The organism is Rhodanobacter sp. Root480, assembly GCF_001426645.1.
Classification (GTDB): Bacteria; Pseudomonadota; Gammaproteobacteria; order Xanthomonadales; family Rhodanobacteraceae; genus Rhodanobacter; species Rhodanobacter ginsenosidimutans.
Map to the genome: position 1 here is coordinate 399,735 of NZ_LMEX01000002.1, position 19,874 is coordinate 419,608.

A 19,874-nucleotide genomic window follows, 5' to 3' on the forward strand; every position below is an offset into this window, starting at 1 on the left:
CCCCATTCCCGGCCTCCTCGCGCATGAAGTGGTTCAAACGCATCGCCCTCACCCTCGCCACCCTGCTGCTGGTTGCGGCGGCGGCGCTGTGGTGGCTGCTTGGCAGCGATGCCGGGTTGCGCTTTGCGCTGGACCGGGCCGAAGGCTTTACCCAGGGCGCGCTGACCGTGCAGCAAGCCCGCGGCCATCTGGCCGGGCCGATCGATGTCGCCGGCCTGCGGTACGACGACGGCAACGGCACCGTGGTGAAGGTGGAAAAGGCACACCTGCACGTTCGCCTCTGGCCGCTGCTGGCCCGCCGTGTGCACGTGCTCGATCTCGACGCGGACGGCGTCGAGGTGGCGTTGCCGCAAAGCGCGCCATCGTCGCAGGAGGCCACGCCGTTCTCGCTGAAACCGCCGGTGCAGCTGGTGCTCGACCGCGTACGCGTGGGTTCGATGGCGATCCGCCAGGGCGGCGCGGTGGTGTTCATCTCCAATCAGCTCGATCTGTCCGGCAGCTGGACCGACAGCGGGCTGGTACTGAAACAGCTGGCGCTGCAGGCGCCGGACGGCCACGTGCAGCTCGGCGGCACGCTGGCCATCGGCACCGGCTACGCCGGCGACAGCAAGGCCAGCTTTCGCTGGAAGCTGGGTGACACCGATCTTGCCGGGCAACTGAACGCGCGGAGCGATGGCAAGCTCGCCCACATCGATCTGACGCTCACCCGGCCCAGCGCGTTGCATCTGCGACTGGAGCTGACCCAGAGCGCTGATTACCCCTGGACCGCCGCGCTCGATGTGCCGCGTTTCGACCCCCAGGTACTGTTGGGCGACAGTTCGCTGGATACCGTGGGCGCCACGCTGAAAGGCCAGGGCGATCGCTACGGCGGCACCCTGGAAGGTCGACTCGACCTCAACGATTACCCGTTGCTGTTGCAGCCGCTGCGCGCCCGCTTCGACCCCGCATTTGACACCTTGACGCTGCAGCAATTGAACCTCAGCTCGCCCCGGCTGAAGGGCAACCTCGCCGCCACCGGTACCGTACGCCTGACTGCGCAACCGGTCACCGCGGCGCTGGACGTCCGCTGGAGCGACCTGCTGCTGCCGCAGGAGCTGGTCGGGCAGGAGCTGGCCAGTCACGGTGCGATCAACGTCCATGGCAGCATGGCGAAGTATCACGCCGAGGGCGACGTCGCGATCGGACCACCCGGCAAGTTGGCCGCGTTGTCGCTCGATCTGGATGGCAGCACGCAGGCACTGGTGCTGCACACGCTGGCGCTGCAGCAGGCGCAAGGCAACGTGCGCGCCAGCGGCACGTTGACCCTGCAACCGATGCTGGCGTGGCAGGCCCAGGTCAATGCCGATCGCTTCGACCCCGGGCAGTTGTTCGCCGGCTGGAATGGCGCGCTGGATTTCGACCTTGCCAGCCATGGCTCGCTGCCCGACAACGGCCCCGACGCAACGCTGGAGATCCGCAAGCTGGGTGGCGAGCTGCGCCAACGCGCGGTCAGCGGCCACGGCAAGCTGCACCTGTCGCCAAACGAAGTTGTGGACGGCAGCCTCGACCTGGCCTCCGGCGGCAGCACGATCCGGCTGGATGCCAAACCCGGCGCCAGCAACGACGCGCAACTGAAACTGGCGATCGCCTCGCTGTCCGACTGGTTGCCTGATGCCAGCGGACGTCTGGACGGCCATTTCTCGATACGCGGCAAGCCGCCCGAACTCGCCATCAACGGACAACTCCATGGCCGCTCACTTTCCTGGCAGCAGCAAAAAGTCGACGCGCTGCAACTGATCCTTGGCGTGCGCGACATCAGCCGTCCTGCCGGGAAACTCGACGTGCAGGCCACCGGCGCCTGGCTGCAGGGGCTGGCGTTCCAGCAGATCCACCTGCTTGCCGAGGGCAGCCAGACCAACCACCGCCTGACCCTGGACGCGCGCGGCACGCAACTTTCCGGCCGGCTGGCGCTGCATGGTTCAAGCAAGGGCGCGAACTGGGACGGTACGCTGGAAACGCTCGACCTTGCCCCGCAGGGTATGCCCGAGTGGCGCTTGCAGCAAACCGCGTCGCTGCGCTATCGCAACGGCGCCGCGAGCCTGTCCGAACTTTGCCTCACCGCCGGCGATCCGCACCTGTGTGTGGCGGCCAGCCGCGACAAGGGCGGCAACCTGGATGCCAGCTACCGCCTGCATGCATTGCCGCTGGCCTTGCTGCTGAGCGCCAGCGGCAACGTCGACCTGCCATTGCGTGCCGACGGCACGTTGGAGGGCGAAGGCAAGGTTCGCCGTAGCGCCGCCGGTGCACTCACCGGTACCGCCGGAATCAGCTCGACCCGCGGCTCCATCACGTATACCGATCGCAGCGAAGAGCCCCTGCTCCGCTACGATCAGCTGCACCTTGCCGCCACACTCGCGCCAGGCAGCCAGCGCATCGAGCTGCACAGCAACCTTGACGACAATGGGCGTCTGGACGGCCATCTCACGCTGAGCGGCGCTCAACAGAACCTGGCCGGCCAGCTCGACCTGCGGCTGCGCAACCTGGCCTTCATCGAATTGCTGAGCACCGACGTGGCCAACGCCAAGGGCAAGCTCGACGGTAGCTTCAATTTCGCCGGCACCTTGCAGCAACCGGCCGTTACCGGCCATGCCGACCTGGCGGAGTTCGCCGCCGAATTGCCTGCCGTCGGACTCAAGCTCAGCCATGGCAATCTCGCCATCAACACCATCAATGCGCAGCAGTTCCGGCTGGACGGCAGCGTGCAATCCGGCAAAGGCAGCGTCGCCATCAATGGCGTGGCCGGCATCGGTGCCGGCGCGACTACCGCCATCACGCTCAAGGGCAGCGACGTCACGGCCGCCGACATTCCCGCGGCCAAGGTGGTGCTCTCGCCGGATCTGGTCGTGAAGCAGGACGCCCAGGGGCTGGATATCGGCGGCAGCGTGGGGATCGACAGCGCCGACATCAATGCCGACCGGCTGGCCGGCAACGGCAGCGTCAAAGCATCACCCGATGTCGTGGTGGTGGACGAGCAGCACGAAGAACAAGCGGCCAGCCGGTTGCCCATCACCGCCCACGTCAAGGTCGATCTGGGTCGGCGCACGCATGTGGTCGGAATGGGGCTGGACGGCCGCGTCACTGGCCTGCTCACCGTCAACGAGCGACCCGGTCATGCCACGACTGGGCAAGGCCAGGTCGCGGTGAGCGGCACTTATCGCGCCTACGGGCAGAACCTGCAGATCCAGCACGGCCAGCTGCTGTTCGCCAGCACGCCGATCGACAACCCGGGCCTGAACATCCGCGCCACGCGCAAGATCAATCCCAACGCCACCATCGACGAGGGCCAGGAGGTTGGCCTGTATATCGCCGGCACCGCACAGCGGCCGGTGCTGACGGTTTTCTCCAACCCGGTGATGGAGCAATCCGATGCATTGTCGTACCTGATCACCGGCAAGCCGCTGTCCGACGTGAAGGGCGGCGAAGGCGACATGGTGGGCGCCGCCGCCCAGGCGCTGGGTTCGGCCGCGGGCAACCTGCTGGCCAAACGCATCGGCTCGGAGATCGGCGTGGACGACATCGGCGTGTCCAGCAACGAGGCGCTCGGTGGCGAGTCGGCCTTCACCGTGGGCAAGTACCTGTCGCCACGGCTGTACCTGAGCTACGGCGTCGGCCTGTTCGAGCCGGGCACGGTGATCACCCTGCGCTACCGGCTCAGCCACCGCTGGAGTTTCGAGGCGCAGAACGCCACCGACTTCAGCCGCGCCAGCTTCAATTACCGGATTGAGAAGTAGCGCCGCCCGTCGGCAACGAAATCCGCCGACCAGGAATTTTCCTCCTGGCAGCTTGACCTGAACTCGGCACACACATATATTCACCCTTATGGATGAATATCAAGCCACTCACCTGGATGCGTTGTTCGGCGCCATGTCCGATGCCACGCGCCGCGCGATCCTGGCGCGGCTGGCGCAATCGGACGCGCGCGTGACCGAGTTGGCCAGCGCATTCACGATTTCGCTGAACTCCACCTCCAAACACATACGCGTGCTCGAACGCGCCGGGCTGGTCACGCGCACCGTGCAAGGTCGCGAACACGTGTTGTCGCTCAACGCCGGGCCGATGGCGGAAGCCGCCGGCTGGCTTGAGTTCTATCGCCAGTTCTGGACCGACCGACTGGCTGCACTGGAAGACTTCGTCGTCAAGAAACGCCACACGGACAAACACGGGAGCAAGCAATGACACAAACACTAACCCCCGTCGCCAACGAAGGCGGCAAGGTCGTGGTCAAGCGGACCATTCCCGCCACCGTCGACGAATTGTTCGATGCCTGGCTCGACCCCGAAAGCCTGGCGCAATGGATGCGGCCCGGCACCGACGCGCTCAGCACGGCCACGGTGGACGCGCGCGTGGGCGGAGCTTTCGAGGTGCTGATGCACTACCCCGACGGGCCAAAGCGCCACCACGGCGAATACCGCGTGATCGAACGCAACCGCAAGCTGGTCTTTACCTGGATTTCCGACGCCACGCACCACGCCGAGACGCTGGTGACGGTGGACTTCCACCCGGCCCTCTCCAGCACCGAGATCGTGCTCACCCATGAACGCATGCCGGATCACGACGCCGCCCTCAGCCACAGCCACGGCTGGACCGCTGCGCTGCAACTGCTGGAAACCCTGCTCGCCCGCTGAGTACCACGTGCACAAAGAGGAAACGAGATGACCACCGACACGCTCCCGATTACCGTCACCGCCTATCGCTGGGTGCCCGCCTTCGCGCAAGGCCTGGTACGCGACCTGCGCGTGCGCTGGGCGCTCGAAGAAGCCGGCCTGCCTTACCGCGTCGAGTTGATCGACCACAAGGAAAAGGACAGCGCGGAGTACCTCGCCTGGCAACCGTTCGGCCAGGTGCCCGCCTACGAACAGGACGGCATCAAGCTGTTCGAGTCCGGCGCCATCGTGCTGCACATCGCCGAGCAGTCAGACGTGCTGATGCCGCCCGACGCCGCCAGCCGCGCTCGGGTGCGGACATGGCTGTTCGCCGCGCTCAATTCGATCGAGCCCTCGGTGCAGGAACTGACGGGCATCGACCTGTTCCACGGCGACGAGGCGTGGACCGGGCAACGCCGCCCACAAGTGGAAGGTACCGTCAGGAAACGACTCGGCGCGCTCGCCGCCTGGCTGGGCGAACGCGAATATCTGGAGACACGCTACACCGCGGCCGATCTGCTGATGGTCACCGTGCTGCGCAACCTGCGCCATACCGATTTGCTGGCGCAGTTTCCCACGCTGAAAGCGCATAGCGAACGCTGCGAGGCACGCCCTGCCTTCCAGAAAGCCTTGCGCGACCAGATGGCGGATTTCGTGCCGGACCCGGTGGCGGCCTAGTACCGTCGTTGCCGGTCACCTGACCTCCGGCCGACACGATGTTCGGGTTTATGCAGGGGTAGCCAGTGCGCTCGGCGCGGGGTTCAAACGCTTTGCCTCCAATCTGCGGCTGCGTATAACATACGTTATAACCTGTCCGAGGCCGCCCATGAAACTGAAGATCACCACCATCGGCAACTCCGCCGGCGTCATCCTGCCCCGCGAACTGCTGGCCCGTCTGCGTCTGGAAAAAGGCGACGAACTGTTCGCGCTGGAAACCCCCAACGGCGTTCGGCTCACCACTTATGACCCCAAATTGGCACAACAGATGGAAGTGGCCGAGGAGGTTATGCGCAAGCGCCGCACCCTGCTGCACAAACTGGCGCAGTAGGCAGATGAACATGATCGTCTGGATCGAAAAGGCACTCACCGTCGCCATCCACGAACGCCAGTTGGCCGAGCATGGCGGCAGCGTCGGCGTGCGCGACGAAAGTCTGCTGGATTCCGCCCTTGCCCACCTACAGCAAAAGCATGCCTATGGCGACCCACCGCCAGACCTCGTCGACCTCGCAGCCAGTCTCGCCTTCGGCCTGGCCCGCAACCATCCCTTCGTCGATGGCAACAAGCGCACGGCTGCCGTGGTGTGCGAGGCCTTCATCATGCTCAACGGCGGCATCCTCGATGCTGACGATCTTGAACTTTATCCGTGCTATGTCGCCCTCGCCGAAGGCACCCTGACCGAAACCGACTTCGCCGACTGGTTGCGCGAGCATGTCCGGTTCGATACCGGCGAACGCGTGAACGAGCCGCGCGTTCGTTACGGGCGCCGCTAGCATCTGTCGCTCCGCCCCAAGACAAATCCGTTGCGCGGAACATGCGGTCAGACATCTCGCCCAGATCCCGCGCAACAGGCCACCGCCGTCCCTACTGCACGCTGATCGAACCCTTCATCAACGCCGAGTGTCCCGGGAAGCTGCAGAAGAACGTGTACGGGCCGCCGTCCTTGATCTTGCTGACCGGGAAGCTGACCGAGGTGGTTTCGCCGCCACCGATCAGCTTGGTATGGGCAATGACCCGCGGGTCGTCGGCTTTCACGTAGCCATTGTCCTGACCGGCAGCGCGGCCATCGGCGTCCACCGCTTCCATGTCGGAGGTCTTGGTGATCACCACGTCGTGGCCCATCGCCGCCACCGGCAGCTTGCCGGTGTGTTTGAGGGTGATCTTGAAGTCCGTGCACGAGGCCGGCACCACGATCGACGAGATGCTGTATTGCATCGCATCCGTGCCTTCGAATTCGGTCGAGCAATCCGTGATCTGCGCGGTCGGTTTGCCGTTGGCCGCGGCGTTCACATCAGCGGCGGGAGTGGCCGGAGCGGCAGATGCGGCGGGGGTCATCGCCTGCATTGAATCCTGCGGCGCCGCTTCGGTCGGTGCCGGTGCCGGTGTCGCAGCGGTGGGTGCGGCTTGTGGCGCCTCCGCGGGTTGCTTGTCGCTGCATGCGGCCAGCGCGAACGCGCAGGCGGCGGCGAGAATGCCGAGCTTGGTATTGATCATCGTCTCTTCTCCGTGGCCAAAGCGACATCATCCGGCGGCAATGCTGTCGGCGACGTGAAGATGCGTTCTCCCGTGCGTAACGAATCGCTTGCATGTCGCTCGCTTGACAGCATTGGGCGCTCGGTTGATGGTGGCGCGACCACCTACAGGGGATCCGCATGAAACGTCTTGCCCTATTCGCTGTGTGCCTGTTGTTCGCCTGCGCCGCGTCCGCGCAGGAGCGCTTCCCGCTCTGGCAGGGCGGCGTGCCGGGCTTCGAGGCGCGCGCCTCCATCCCCGAAATCTCCAAGGATTACTGGACCAAGCACGTCAACAATCCCAGCGTCACCGCCTACCTGCCCGACGCAGCCAAGGCGAATGGCACCGCGGTGCTGGTCGTCCCGGGGGGCGGGCACACCTTGCTGGTGACGACGAGCGAGGGATCGGCGGTGGCCGAATGGCTCAATCAGCGCGGCGTCGCCGCGTTCGTGCTGCGCTATCGCCTGTTCCGCGAGGAGGGTTCTCCGTACAAACTCGACGACGCCCGCGCCGATACCGAGCGCGGCATGCGCTTCATCCGGGCACACGCAAAGCAATTCCATGTCGATCCGCAACGCGTGGGCATCATTGGATTCTCCGCCGGTGGCGAACTGGCGCGGATGGTGACCTTGAGCCCGCCCGTCGCGGCGCGCGGCAAGGGCGACAGCATCGACAAGCTGAGCGCGCGTCCGGACTTTTCGATCCTGATCTTCCCCGGGCCGTTGCACGCCGCCGAACACGTTACCCCCGACTCGCCGCCGATCTTTCTGGCCGCGGCCAATGACGACCAGTGCTGCTCGCAACCACCGATCGACCTGCTCAACGCCTATCGCAAGGGTGGCGCATCGGCCGAGCTGCATATCTACCGGGCCGGCGGCCACGCCTACAATCTGGGCGAGCGCACGGATCTGGTGTCGCTGAAACACTCGCCCCAGCAGATCGAGGATTGGCTCAGCGACAGCGGCTTCCTCGGCCACCCCGCACCATCGACGTCGCCGCACCTCGATCCGCAGCCGAAGGCCAAATGACGGCAGGTTGATCGACTGCCCGCCGCTCATCATCAGGAGCGGCGGCGCCCGCGTGCATCAGCGCGGATCTTCCCGATCGTCCGCAGCCAGGTATCGACCAGCACACGCTTCAGGTGGCCTGGCGCACGCCCCCGGGTTCGCCAAACCATCGGGATGCGGCCCGAAAGGCTTCATCCCGATCGAAGCGGCCTGCGCCGACCCAGGCGACAAAGCCGTCCGGACGCACCAGCATGGCATTCACTCCCAGCCGATCATTGACCTCGCTGGCGACATACGTGATCCGCCCGCTCCACTGGCTCGCCAGCGACTGCAACGACGCATCCGCATCGAAGTCCAGCAGCAGGCCCTTCCCGTTCCGAAGGAGCTCGCCGAGCCTCCTGCCGTCGAGCAACTCGAAATCGGGAGCGCTGCGTCCCACCAGCGGATGGCTGCTACCGAGGTCGTAACGGATGGAAACGCCCCACACGCGCTCCGCGAAATACGTCGCGCCGTCGCGCGTGTCGATGATGTCCCGAATGATCGCCTCGAGCGCGCGCGCATTGCGGGTCGGACGCATCAAGGCGACCTGCGCGCGCGACCAGTCAAGTACCTGCTCGCCCACCGGCTGCCGCTCGCGCTCGTAGCTGTCGAGCAGATCGGCCGGTGCATCGCCGCGGATGACCGCAGCCAGTTTCCAGCCCAGATTCATCGCATCGCCCAGGCCCAGATTCAGCCCCTGACCGCCCAGTGGGGAATGGATATGCGCGGCGTCGCCAGCGAGCAGTACACGTCCGTTGCGGTACGTGGTGGCCTGACAGGCGCGATCCGTCCAGGTGGTGCCCGCCTTCAACGCGGTCAAGGTCACGTCGACGCCCGCAACGCGCCGCAAAACGGCCTGCACATGCTCCTGCGTGAGCGGCTGGTTACGATGGAATGCGCCGCCATCGAATTCGACCATCGCGATATCGCCGGGCTGCCCCTGCGCATACATGCCCGTCGGGGTGTAATTGCGACCCGGCCTGAGCTGGCCCGGATCGGCGAGCTCGACCTGGACGGAGTAGCCGGTGAACTCGGGCTCGGTGCCCGCAAACTCGAAACCGCCGGCCTTGCGCACCGTGCTGCGGGCGCCATCGCAGCCGACCAGCCAGCGTGCGCGAAACGATTCGCCACCGGCACGAACCGTCACGCCGTCATCGGACGACACAAAACCCTCCACCTCGATCCCGCGCCGGATCTCCACGCCCATTGCACTGGCGCGCGCGATGAGGCCGGCCTCGATGTGCGCCATGTCGGACGCCACATTCGTGATCGGCGAACCGGGCAGACGATAAAGCCACTTCGACGTATCAATGTTGTCGTAGTCGAACTGGATGCCCGCGAAATGCCCGGCTGGGCGGCGCGGCCGCCCGGAGCCTGGCGCGGTGGCCGACGCACCGCTGCCAAAGCCGATACCCGCCGCCTGCGGCATCATGATGTCGTCCAGCATGCCCCGCCGGTAGAAAGCGTCGGTGCTGGGCGCCCACAGGCCGCGCATGCCGAACGGCAGCCGTTTCAACGACGAATGCGGATCCTCGGCCCGCTCCAGCACCAGCACCGAGACACCGGCAAGGCGCAGCTCACAGGCGAGAAACAGGCCGACGGGGCCGGCGCCGGCAATCACAACGTCATGGGTCAAGGCATCATTCCTTACGCTTGGAGTCAACAACTGGCAACGGCGCGAAGGCCCGATTGAGGCACCACCGACCCGCCTGCATAATTGCACTGAGTGCAGTATTATTATTGCACCCAGTGCAACCTTGCAAGAAGGCGCGAGAAACATGGCTATGGAAACTGCGTCAGAACCGCCCCGGGGCCTACGCGAGCGCAAGCGTCATGAGACCCATGAACGCATCATCGAAATAGGCCTGAAGCTGTTCGTGAAGCACGGCTACGAAACCACCACCGTCGACGCGATCGCCAGCGCCGCCGGCATTTCGCGCCGCACCTTCTTCCATTACTTCAAGTCCAAGGAAGCGATTCTGCTGTCCGCCCACGACAGCGGTTTTCGCGAAGCACTCCGGCCCGCGATGCTCGCCGAGTCGCCTGACCAGGCACCCATCGATGTCGCCAGAAAGTGCCTGATCAAGCTCGCCGCCCGCTACGAGACAAAGGAATCCGTCGCCTTCGACCGCCTGATGCACTCCACCGAAGCCCTCCGCGCCCGCAAGGAAGCCGTCTTCGTGGAAACCGAACAGGTCCTGCTGGAAGCGATGTGCGAACGGTGGCCGTCGCCGGCACGACGGGAGGGGCTTCGACTGGTCGCCATGGTGGCGATCGGCACGTTGCGCCTGGCATTGGAGAAGTGGAAGCAGAGCGATGCGGCGCGGCCGATGGCGTACTACGTCCGCCAAGGTTTCACGCTGCTGGCGAAGCAGTTCGGCCATGGCTCCTGACATCGGTCGCAAACCCGTGCGGCTGGCGTCGGAACAGCGAAAGCATCGTGCGCGGATTACCGTCGGACAGCCTGTGCGGCCTGGTCAGTCGTGCGGACTTCCCTCGATACCCAGCCCGTCGATGCTGGCAATGTTTGCCGCATCAAAGCCGGCCAAGGCACTGAACCTCCGCCCGCGCTCCGCATAGTCCCTGAACTGGTCGAAACTCGGCGCACCCGGCGAGAGCAGGATCACACCGTTTTCGGGCGTATGGGTTTTGGCGGTTTCGACCGCACTGGCGAGATTGCCCACCAGCAGGACCGGACAGACGACCCCAGCCGTGCGCAGCGCGCTTTCGATGCGTGCGCCGTTGCTGCCCATGCAGATGATCGCGTGGGCCGGCGCGTGGCGCATCGCGTCGACGAACGGCGTCCAGTCCAGCCCGCGATCATGACCGCCGACCAGCACGGTCACCGCGCGGCCATGCAGGCTTTCCAGCGCGGCCAGTGTGGCCAGCGGCGTGGTGCTGATCGAGTCGTTGACCCAATGCCAACCGCCGTGTTCGCCCAGCGGTTGCAGCCGGTGCGGCAGTGGGCGGAAACGTGCAAGCGCGGGCGCAGCAGCCAGCGCATCCATGCCCAACGCTTCCAGCGCGGCCAGCGCGGCGCAGGCGTTCAGCGCGTTGTGCAAGCCTGGCGCGGCCAGTTGCGCGATCGGGAATACCTGCTGCGCGCCACGGCAGATGAAAGCGTCGACGACGTGCCAGCCTTCCGACCGGCCGAACAGCAGGCGATGAGGATGGTGTTGCGTGCGTTCCAGCAGCGCCGGCTGCAACGCGTTCACCAGACATTGGCGCGACACGTCGGCCAGGCGCAGTTTGTCGGTGACGTATTGCTCGCGCGAGCCGTGCCAGTCCAGGTGTTCCTCGTACAGGCTGGTGATCACGCCCAGTTCCAGCGGGCCGGCCTCGCCGGTCTGGAAGCTGGACAACTCGATCACCCACAGGTCAGCATGTTGGTCGAGCAACTCCAGCAACGGCAGGCCGATATTGCCGGCCAGCGCGGTGCGTACGCCCAGCGCGCGCGCCAGGTGCGCGATCAAGGCGCTGGTGGTGCTCTTGCCCTTGGTGCCGGTGACGGCGATCACGCGTGCCGCCGGATTCTCGCCGAACCACAGCGCGGTACCCGAGGTGAATCGCGTGCCTTGCGCCTGCGCGGCGAGCAGTGCCGGTTTGTAGGCGGAGATGCCGGGCGATTTCACCACGATGTCGAACCGGGCCAACGCGGCGGCATCCGGTTCGCCTGCGATCACCTCCAGCGCCGCATCGAACGCACGCACCGCCTCGACCTCGGCGGCACTGCAGAACACGGTGAAATGCTGGTCGGGGCAGCGCTGGCGCAGCGCGCGGAGGGCTGCGCGCCCTTCGCGGCCGAAGCCCCAGATGGCGACGCGATGGCCGGTTAGATCAGCGATGCGCATGGTAGCGGCCCCGTCACGCCGCGGATTCCTGTAGGAGCGACTTCAGTCGCGACGCTTCTCGTCGTGTTGCGAAAGCAAGAGCATCGCGACTGAAGTCGCTCCTACAAGGAGGCACCGAGGCGTTGGGCACATCCATCAACCGATGGTCGCCATCGCGCCCTGCAACCGGACCGGTACGCGATGTTCGCCCAACGGCTGCAGCCAGGGTTCCAGCGCCAACTGCGAGACATCGAGCTGGGGCAGGATGGTGTTGATGAAACGGGCCACCAGGGCGTCTTCCTGCCATTCCGGCCGCTGGCTCAGCGCGTACATCGCGGCACGCGCCTCGGCGCCCTCGCCCACGCATTCGAACGGCTTGTGGTCCTGGTATTCCAGCAGCGCATCGAAGCCGGCCGTCTGTGTTTCGTCATCCAGCAGGTTGCGGCCGAAGATCGACAGCAACCGGGGCTTGGGCAGGAACGGCGCCAGCGCCAGGAACACGAAATGGCATTTCGGGCACTGCCCGCACCAGCGATCCACCGGCTTGGGGCCAAGAATCCTGAAGTTGCGGTTGCAGCTGGAGAACACGTCGAAATACGGCGTCAGCTTCGCGAACGCACGGGTGATCGCCAGCTCGGAGTACGGGCGCAGCAGCGAGCAGTAATCGAGATCCGCGGCGACATGGCTGTGCAGCCAGTCGTTGAGCAAGGTCTCGAACAGGTAGCCCTTGCTCCACTGATGATTCACCTGCTGGCCTTCGTACTCCAGCGTGGCCGCCGAGGCGGAACGCTCGTTGGCGAAGGCGATGGAGTCGTGGCCGTACAGGATCGCCGCCACCGCGAGGATCGCCGAGTTCACCGCGGTCACCGGGATGTGGCCGTTCCACGCGCCGCGCTGGTTCAGCTCGAACAGCCCCGGCGCCAGTTCACGCTGGATGTTCAGCAGGGCCAAGCCGGTGCGTTCGGCGCAGGCGGCGATCAGCGGCGAGTTGCCCACCCATACGGCGGTGGCGTCACCACCGATGGATTTGATCGCCTCCACCGCCACCAGCGAATCCTTGCCGCCGCCGATGGGGACGAGGGTGTGCTTCGGGAGGCCCAGCGTGGGGGCACTGCCCTCTCCCCCGGCCCCTCTCCCGTCAGCGGGAGAGGGGGGAAGAGCGCGTGGGAACGCGATGCGTCCGCGCAGGTCCAGCCCGTTGCGGTAGGCAAACTCGGCCAAGCCATGCAGGTACAAGGTGTCGAGCAGGTCGGCGGTGGCCTCGTCGAGTGGGCCATCGGCCAGCTCGATCTTCGGCGGCACGCCGGCTTTGTAGTAGCTGATGCCGGCGACCAGATGCAGCAGCTTCAGCGCCGCCTCGAACGCAGCGGCGCGGGCGGCGGGGATGGCCGGCGCATTCGGAAAGCTGATCCGTTCGACCAGCTCCTCGCCATCGTCGAACTCGTACGCCAGCTCGGCCACGCCATTGGCGTAGTTGGCCCGCACGAAGCGGAATACCTGGGTCAGGCGCGGTTGAATTGTCGTTGTCACTTTTCACTCTCCGGCATGCCAAGCCCCCTCTCCCCGATGGGGAGAGGGCTGGGGTGAGGGGCCGGGCTTGCCACGGCCTCCAGAATCACCTCAAGCACGCTCTCGATATTGGCCAACACATCATTGTTCCAGAAACGCAGCACGCGGTAACCCATGGAGTGCAGATACTGCGTCCGATGCTCGTCGTAATCCACTAGCTCGGCGTGTTGACCGCCATCCAGCTCGACGACCAGCATGGCCTCCGCACAGACGAAATCGACGATGTAATGGCCTACTTCGTGTTGCCTGCGGAATTTCCATCCCGACAAGTGGCGGTTACGCAGGTATCGCCACAACAACCGCTCTACATCCGTCATCGCGCGACGCAATCCACGCGCGCGATCCACGTTGATGCGTTTCATCCTTGAACGCTCCTTCGTTGGGTATTTACGGCGGCGTGGCCCCTCACCTCAATCCTCTCCCCAAAGGGGAGAGGAGGCAGAAGCGCTACTCGATCACCACCTCTTCCGCCTCATCGCGCAAGTTGTACGGCGACGACATCACCTTGCCGTAGGCGCCTGCCTGGGCGATCAGCATCACGTCGCCTTCGTTGGCCTCGGGCAGGCGGCGGTCGGTGCCCAGCACGTCGCCGCTTTCGCAAATCGGGCCCACCACCTGGTACAGCGCGGTGGCCGGCGCGTCGAGCTGGGTGAGGTTGACGATCTGGTGCCAGGCGTCGTACAGCGCGGGGCGGATCAGGCTGTTCATGCCGGTGTCGATGCCGAGGTAACGGAACGCGCCCTTGCCCTTCTGCTGGGTGGTGCGCGCCAGCAGCACGCCGGCGTCGGCCACCAGGTAGCGGCCCGGCTCCATCCACAACTGGTAATGCGGGTAGGCGGTCTTCACGTCGCGCAGCACGCGGTCCAGGCCGGCGATGTCCAGCGCCGCCTCACCCGGGTGCGATGGCACGCCCAGGCCGCCGCCGATGTCGATGAAGCTGACGCTGCCGATGCGCTCGGCGAGGCTGGCCAGCTGGCCGTAGACCTCGCCCCAGTGGCTGTCATCGAGAATGCCCGAGCCCAGGTGTGCGTGCAGGCCGCGCACGATCACCCCATGCGCATCGGCCAGGCGCAGGAAGCTGTCGAGCTGGTCGACCGGCAAGCCGAACTTGCTGCCGCTGCCGCCGGTGCGCACTTTCTCGTGGTGGCCCAGGCCGCGGCCCAGATCGACCCGCAGCACGATCTCCTTGTCGCGGAACAGCTCGCCCCAGTACTGCAGCGGGTGCAGCGCATCCAGCGACACGGTGGCCCGGGTGGTCAGCGCGAACGCGTAATCCTCGCGCGGCGCGAAGTTGGGCGTGAACAGCAGCGGCGCGGATTCCGGCACCGCCGCGATGACCGCCCGCAACTCACCCGGGGACACGCACTCAAAGCCGAAACCTTCCTCGGCCAGCGCGCCCAGGATCGCCGGGTGCGTGTTGGCCTTCACCGCGTAATGCAGCCGGTCCACCGCCGCCAGCTTTTTCAGTTCGCGCGCCTGCTGGCGCACCGTGGGCAGATGGTAGACATAGCGCGGCGTGGCCTTGGCGGCGATGTCCAGCAGCCGTTGCCGCTCTTCGGTGCGCCACCACGATGCCACCGCGGGGGCCACGTCGCCGCGACCATAAAGCGCTTCCCAGCTGGGCCCGAACAGCGCGCTGTCGTCGGTGCGCAACGCGCCCGCGCCGATCAGCAGATCGTGCAGGTGCGGCACCAGCGCGTCGACCACCTCCTCGTCCACCACGAAGGTGAGGTTGAGGTTGTTCGACGACTGCGAGATCAGGTGCACGCGCAACTGGCCGAACTCCGCCAGCACGCCGGACAGCGTGTGCAGGATCGAACGCATGCCGCGCCCCACCAGCGAAATCGCGGCGCAGGGCGCGATCACCTTGACCCGGCACACCTTGGCCAGGTCGGTGGCCAGCGCGGCGATGGCGTCAGAATCGAGCAGGTTCTCGGCCGGGTCCAGCGACACGGTGACGTTGGTTTCGGCCGAGCCGATCAGATCCACCGACAACCCGTGCTGCTTGAAATAGGCAAACACGTCGGCCAGGAAACCCACTTCCTGCCACATGCCCACCGACTCCATCGAGATCAGGGTGATGCCCTTGCGCGCGCTGATCGCCTTGATGCTGGGCGCGTGCTCGCGCACCTCGGGGCCGATCACCGTACCCTCCAGCTCGGGCCGGTTGGTGTCCTTGATCAGCAGCGGCACACGCGGCTCGCGCAGCGGCGACAGGCAGCGCGGATGCAGCACCTTGGCGCCGGTGGAGGCGATTTCCTGCGCTTCCTCGTAATCCAGCCGCTGCAGCAGCCGCGCGCCGGTGACCTGGCGCGGGTTGGCGGTGAACATGCCGGCCACGTCGGTCCAGATCTCCACCCGCTGCGCCTTCAGCAGCGCACCCAGATAGGCGGCCGAGGTATCCGAACCGCCGCGACCCAGCAGCACGGTGCGGCCAGCGACGCCGTCGTCGCGGCCTTCGCGGGCGATGAAACCCTGGGTGATGAAAACTTCGCCCAGTCCCGCCAACCGCGCCGTCAGCACCGGATCGGGCTTCGCCTCCACCATCGCCGAGAGCAGGCGGGTGCGCTCGTTCTGGTTCGGCAAGGCGATCGCGGTGAGGCATTCGCGCGCGTCCAGCCACTGCGTGGCGACGCCGGTGGCACTGAGGAACGCCGCGCCCAACGTGCTGGACAGCAACTCGCCGTGCGCCTGCACCTGCGCCTGCCAGGCCAGTTCGCCCAGCACGCGCGAGCCGTCCTCGGCCAGTTTCGCCAAGTCGTCCAGCCGCGCCAGCAAGCCCTCGGGCGCCGCCAGCTGCATCTGCTCCAGCAGATCGTGGTGACGCTGTTTTATCGCCGCGGCCGCTTCGATCCGTTTGCTTTTGTCGCCCTGCGCGCACAGTTGTTTCAACGCGTCGGTAATGCCGGACAGCGCGGAAACGACGATCAGCACACGCGCGCCTTCGGCACGGCGGCTGGCCACCAGTTCGCGGATGTTCTGCCAACGCGGCAGCGTCGCCACGCTGGTACCGCCGAACTTCATGACGATCCAGGGGGCGTGGGAGGGCAAAGCTTGGGAAACGGAAGCGGTCACGGTCAGTCGCCGTTGGTTGTTGGAGGGATTGGGAAGTCTCATGCGCTGGCGCGTCATTGCCGCGCCGGGGTCGAATCAGTGTTGCAACGCGTCATGATGAATGAACGAGCGAGGAACGGCAACCCGTTTGGACGTCCAAAGTGGTGGCGTGGCTTTTGGTGTGGACGGCAAGGGAGGCGAGGATGCGCGTGGCCTCGCCGCTTTCCCCCTCCCCTGCTCGCAGGGGAGGGCTGGGGTGGGATGCTTTTGCTTGATGGGTGCTGCGGCTACCGGGCGCTCCCCTCCTCAATCCTCCCCCGCAGGGGGAGGAGGCAAACGGGTGCGCTGCGCGCACGGCTTTTACTGGATAAAGACGGGGATTTTCCCGATGCGGGCCTGCCACTCGCGCGGCCCGGTCTGGTGCACCGAGCTGCCGGCGGAATCGACGGCCACCGTGACTGGCATGTCTTCCACGGTGAATTCGTAGATCGCCTCCATGCCGAGATCGGCGAAACCCACGACGCGCGAGGCCTTGATCGCTTTCGACACCAGGTACGCCGCGCCGCCGACGGCCATCAGGTACACCGACTGGTGCTTCTTGATCGCCTCGATCGCGGCCGGACCGCGCTCGGCCTTGCCGACCATGCCCAGCAGGCCGGTCTGCGCCAGCACCTGCTCGGTGAACTTGTCCATGCGCGTGGCGGTGGTGGGGCCGGCGGGGCCGACCACTTCCTCGCGCACCGGATCGACCGGGCCCACGTAGTAGATGAAGCGGCCGTTGAAATCGACCGGCAGCGGCTCGCCCTTGTTCAGCATCTCCACCATGCGCTTGTGCGCGGCATCGCGGCCGGTGAGCAGCTTGCCGCTGAGCAGCAGGGTTTCGCCGGGCTTCCAGCTGGCCACGTCGTCCTTCGTCACCGTATCCAGATTCACCCGGCGCCCCTTCGAGGCGTCGTAGGTGAGCTTGGGCCAGTCTTCCAGCGAAGGCGGATCGAGCATCACCGGACCTGAGCCGTCCAGCACGAAATGCGCGTGGCGCGTGGCGGCGCAGTTGGGGATCAGCGCCACCGGCAGGTTGGCCGCGTGAGTGGGGAAATCCTTGACCTTGACGTCGAGCACGGTGGTGAGGCCGCCCAGGCCCTGTGCGCCGATGCCCAACGCGTTGACCTTCTCGAACAGCTCGATGCGCAGTTCCTCGGCGCGATTGGCCGGGCCGCGTGCGATCAGTTCCTGGATGTCGATCGACTCCATCAGCGATTCCTTCGCCATCAGCATCGCCTTCTCGGCGGTGCCGCCGATGCCGATCCCGAGCATGCCCGGCGGGCACCAGCCGGCACCCATGGTGGGCACGGTTTTCAGCACCCAGTCGACGATCGAGTCGGACGGGTTGAGCATGGCGAATTTCGATTTCGCCTCGGAGCCGCCGCCCTTCGCCGCCACGATCACCTCGACCGTGTCGCCGGGCACGATCGACATGTTCACCACCGACGGCGTGTTGTCCTTGGTGTTGACGCGCTTGCCGGCCGGGTCGGCCAGCACGCTGGCGCGCAGCTTGTTGTCCGGGTCCAGGTAGGCGCGGCGCACGCCTTCGTTGGCCATGTCTTCCAGTGACATGGTGGCATCGTCCCAGCGCACGTTCATGCCCACTTTCAAAAACACAGTGACGATGCCGGTGTCCTGGCACAACGGCCGGTGGCCTTCGGCGGCCATGCGCGAGTTGATCAGGATCTGCGCCATCGCATCCTTCGCGGCAGGGCTTTCCTCGCGCTCGTAGGCGGCGGCGAGCGCCTTGATGTAATCGACCGGGTGGTAATAGCTGATGTATTGCAGCGCGTCGGCGACGGACTGGATCAGGTCGGCTTGCTTGATGGTGGTCATGGCTGGCTTTGAATGGCGGGGACGAGGGCTGTGGGCGGTTTTTGCCGCATACAAGCCGCCTATTGTGCCGCAAGCGGGCCGCATCGTTCTGCTCCCGCACGGGCAAAACCGGGGCGCGCCAGCGTGCCGCACACGCCGAAAAAGCCGGCACAGCTTGCCGGGCGCGCAGCGCACCGCCATGCTGTCGCGCTTTTCAATTGCCGTCCGATTCGATGTCCACGCCCACGAAACCCGATACCTACCTGCGCAGCCTGCGCCCCTGGGACGCCGCGCTGATCGTGGTCGGCGGCATCATCGGTGGCGGCATCTTCCTCAGCCCGGGGGTGGCCGCGCAGCGTACGGAGTCGGGGCTGGCGCTGCTGCTGGTGTGGGCCGGCGCGGGCGTGCTGACCCTGATCGGGGCGCTGTGCTACGCCGAGCTGGGTGCGCGCCGGCCGCATGCCGGCGGTACTTACGTTTACTTGCGCGAGGCATTCGGGCCGCTGGCCGGGTTTCTGTTCGGCTGGACCATGCTGTTGGTGATCTACTCCGGCTCCAGCGCGGCGGTGGCGACGATCTTCGCCAGCTACACCGCGTCGCTGTTCGGACTTTCGACGGCGTGGTCGCTGCCGTTGACGGTGGGCGCGCTGGTGTTCGTGACCGGGCTGAACCTGTTCGGCCTGCGGCTCGGCGCGCAGATCCAGAACCTGTTTTCCGTGCTGAAACTGCTGGCGGTGGCGGCGCTGGTGGTGGCGGGCCTGTTCCTCGCCGGGGCCGGCCAAAGCCAGGTGCTGGCGGTTGACCCGGCGCGCCACGGGGTCGGCTTCGTCAGTGCGGCGTTGCCGGTGCTGTTCGCCTACTCCGGCTTCACCTACCTCAACAACCTGGCTGGCGAGGTGCGCGATCCGCAACGCACGCTGCCGCGCGCACTGACCCTGGGCATGCTGCTGGTGATCGTGGCCTACGTGCTGGTCAACGTGGCCTACCTCGCGGTGCTCGGCCACGACGGGCTGGCCGCCAGCATGGCGCCGGCGGCCGACGTGATGCAGCGCGTGCTCGGCCCCACCGGGGCGAAAGTGATCGCGTTGGGCGTGGCGATTTCCACCCTGGGCTTCTGCAACATCACCCTGGTGGCCGGCGCGCGCGTGTTGCAGGTAATGGGCGAAGACGGCCTGTTCTTCCGCGCGGTGGCGCGGCTGCATCCGCGTTACCGCACGCCGAACACGGCGCTGCTGCTGCTGTCCGGCTGGGCGGTCGTGCTGGCGCTGTCAGGCAGCTACGGCCAATTGCTGGATTACGCCACCTTCGGCGACTGGCTGGCCTGCGCCGCAGGCGTGGCCACGCTGTTCTGGTACCGCCAGCGCGATGGCGGCACCGCCAGCTTCCGCGTGCCCGGTTATCCGTGGTTGCCGCTGCTGTTCATCGGCATCGTGGCGTGGGTGGTGGTGATGACCATGCTGGACAACCCGCGCAATGCTGGCATCGGCGCGCTGATCATGCTGGCCGGCGTGCCGGTGTACGTGGTCTGGCGCCGGCTGTTCAGCCGCGCGGCACCCTGAGCCCGGGGCGGCAATGTCACAATAGGGCGATACCCGCCAAGGAGATGA

General features: G+C 66.3%; 16 protein-coding genes. 9 read left to right on the forward strand and 7 right to left on the reverse strand.

Translation table 11 applies throughout. The features are described from left to right. Positions 1–23: 23 nt before the first annotated feature. The 6 genes from ASD22_RS08875 to ASD22_RS08900 all read left to right on the forward strand — a co-directional run bounded on the left by ASD22_RS08875 (position 24) and on the right by ASD22_RS08900 (position 6,172). Positions 24–3,770, forward strand: a complete 3,747-nt coding sequence (locus ASD22_RS08875) for a translocation/assembly module TamB domain-containing protein (RefSeq protein WP_056081955.1) — start codon at positions 24–26, stop codon at positions 3,768–3,770. An 88-nt stretch (positions 3,771–3,858) separates the two neighbouring features. After that, positions 3,859–4,215 (forward strand): metalloregulator ArsR/SmtB family transcription factor, encoded by a 357-nt coding sequence (locus ASD22_RS08880; RefSeq protein ID WP_056081958.1) that lies wholly within the window; start codon positions 3,859–3,861, stop codon positions 4,213–4,215. Then, positions 4,212–4,664 (forward strand): SRPBCC domain-containing protein, encoded by a 453-nt coding sequence (locus ASD22_RS08885; protein ID WP_056081961.1) that lies wholly within the window; start codon positions 4,212–4,214, stop codon positions 4,662–4,664. The genes ASD22_RS08880 and ASD22_RS08885 overlap by 4 nt, the downstream gene beginning before the upstream one ends. Positions 4,665–4,691: 27 nt before the next feature. After that, entirely contained in the window at positions 4,692–5,360 is a 669-nt protein-coding gene (locus ASD22_RS08890; protein WP_056081964.1) for a glutathione S-transferase family protein, read from the forward strand. A gap of 148 nt (positions 5,361–5,508) precedes the next feature. Continuing rightward, positions 5,509–5,730 carry an AbrB/MazE/SpoVT family DNA-binding domain-containing protein gene (locus ASD22_RS08895; RefSeq protein ID WP_056081966.1) on the forward strand — a complete coding sequence of 74 codons (222 nt, stop codon included), beginning with the start codon at positions 5,509–5,511 and terminating at the stop codon, positions 5,728–5,730. Positions 5,731–5,740: 10 nt separating this feature from the next. Next, positions 5,741–6,172 (forward strand): type II toxin-antitoxin system death-on-curing family toxin, encoded by a 432-nt coding sequence (locus ASD22_RS08900; protein ID WP_056084039.1) that lies wholly within the window; start codon positions 5,741–5,743, stop codon positions 6,170–6,172. Positions 6,173–6,263: 91 nt separating this feature from the next. Here the strand turns inward: ASD22_RS08900 and azu are convergent, their stop codons facing one another. Then, positions 6,264–6,893, reverse strand: coding sequence for an azurin (azu, locus tag ASD22_RS08905; protein ID WP_056081969.1), 630 nt, complete (start codon positions 6,891–6,893; stop codon positions 6,264–6,266). Positions 6,894–7,051: 158 nt separating this feature from the next. On the opposite strand from azu, the gene ASD22_RS08910 reads away from it, so the two are divergent. Beyond that, positions 7,052–7,939 (forward strand): alpha/beta hydrolase, encoded by an 888-nt coding sequence (locus tag ASD22_RS08910; RefSeq protein ID WP_056081972.1) that lies wholly within the window; start codon positions 7,052–7,054, stop codon positions 7,937–7,939. A gap of 109 nt (positions 7,940–8,048) precedes the next feature. On the opposite strand, the gene ASD22_RS08915 is transcribed toward ASD22_RS08910, so the two are convergent. Continuing rightward, positions 8,049–9,593, reverse strand: a complete 1,545-nt coding sequence (locus tag ASD22_RS08915) for an FAD-dependent monooxygenase (protein WP_200946347.1) — start codon at positions 9,591–9,593, stop codon at positions 8,049–8,051. A 121-nt stretch (positions 9,594–9,714) separates the two neighbouring features. Between ASD22_RS08915 and ASD22_RS08920 the strand changes: the two genes are divergently transcribed. Next, the gene (locus tag ASD22_RS08920) at positions 9,715–10,350 is read left to right on the forward strand and encodes a TetR/AcrR family transcriptional regulator (RefSeq protein ID WP_200946348.1); all 636 of its coding nucleotides are present in this window, start codon (positions 9,715–9,717) and stop codon (positions 10,348–10,350) included. A gap of 84 nt (positions 10,351–10,434) precedes the next feature. Here the strand turns inward: ASD22_RS08920 and murD are convergent, their stop codons facing one another. The 5 genes from murD to ASD22_RS08945 form a co-directional block, all read right to left on the reverse strand. Next, positions 10,435–11,808, reverse strand: a complete 1,374-nt coding sequence (gene murD / locus ASD22_RS08925) for a UDP-N-acetylmuramoyl-L-alanine--D-glutamate ligase (RefSeq protein WP_056081980.1) — start codon at positions 11,806–11,808, stop codon at positions 10,435–10,437. 135 nt (positions 11,809–11,943) lie between these two features. Further along, positions 11,944–13,317, reverse strand: coding sequence for a UDP-N-acetyl-alpha-D-muramoyl-L-alanyl-L-glutamate epimerase (gene murL, locus ASD22_RS08930; protein WP_056081983.1), 1,374 nt, complete (start codon positions 13,315–13,317; stop codon positions 11,944–11,946). Next, complete coding sequence (locus tag ASD22_RS08935) at positions 13,314–13,718, reverse strand: endonuclease domain-containing protein (protein WP_056081987.1); 405 nt, start codon at positions 13,716–13,718, stop codon at positions 13,314–13,316. Before ASD22_RS08935 ends, murL begins: the two co-directional genes overlap by 4 nt. An 85-nt stretch (positions 13,719–13,803) precedes the next feature. Further along, the gene (locus tag ASD22_RS08940; protein ID WP_082520257.1) at positions 13,804–16,431 is read right to left on the reverse strand and encodes a bifunctional aspartate kinase/diaminopimelate decarboxylase; all 2,628 of its coding nucleotides are present in this window, start codon (positions 16,429–16,431) and stop codon (positions 13,804–13,806) included. Positions 16,432–16,770: 339 nt separating this feature from the next. Next, a complete protein-coding gene (locus ASD22_RS08945; protein ID WP_056081992.1) occupies positions 16,771–18,288 on the reverse strand; it encodes a fumarate hydratase in 1,518 nt (505 codons plus the stop codon). A gap of 212 nt (positions 18,289–18,500) precedes the next feature. On the opposite strand from ASD22_RS08945, the gene ASD22_RS08950 reads away from it, so the two are divergent. Next, positions 18,501–19,826 carry an amino acid permease gene (locus ASD22_RS08950; protein WP_056084040.1) on the forward strand — a complete coding sequence of 442 codons (1,326 nt, stop codon included), beginning with the start codon at positions 18,501–18,503 and terminating at the stop codon, positions 19,824–19,826. Positions 19,827–19,874: the final 48 nt, after the last annotated feature.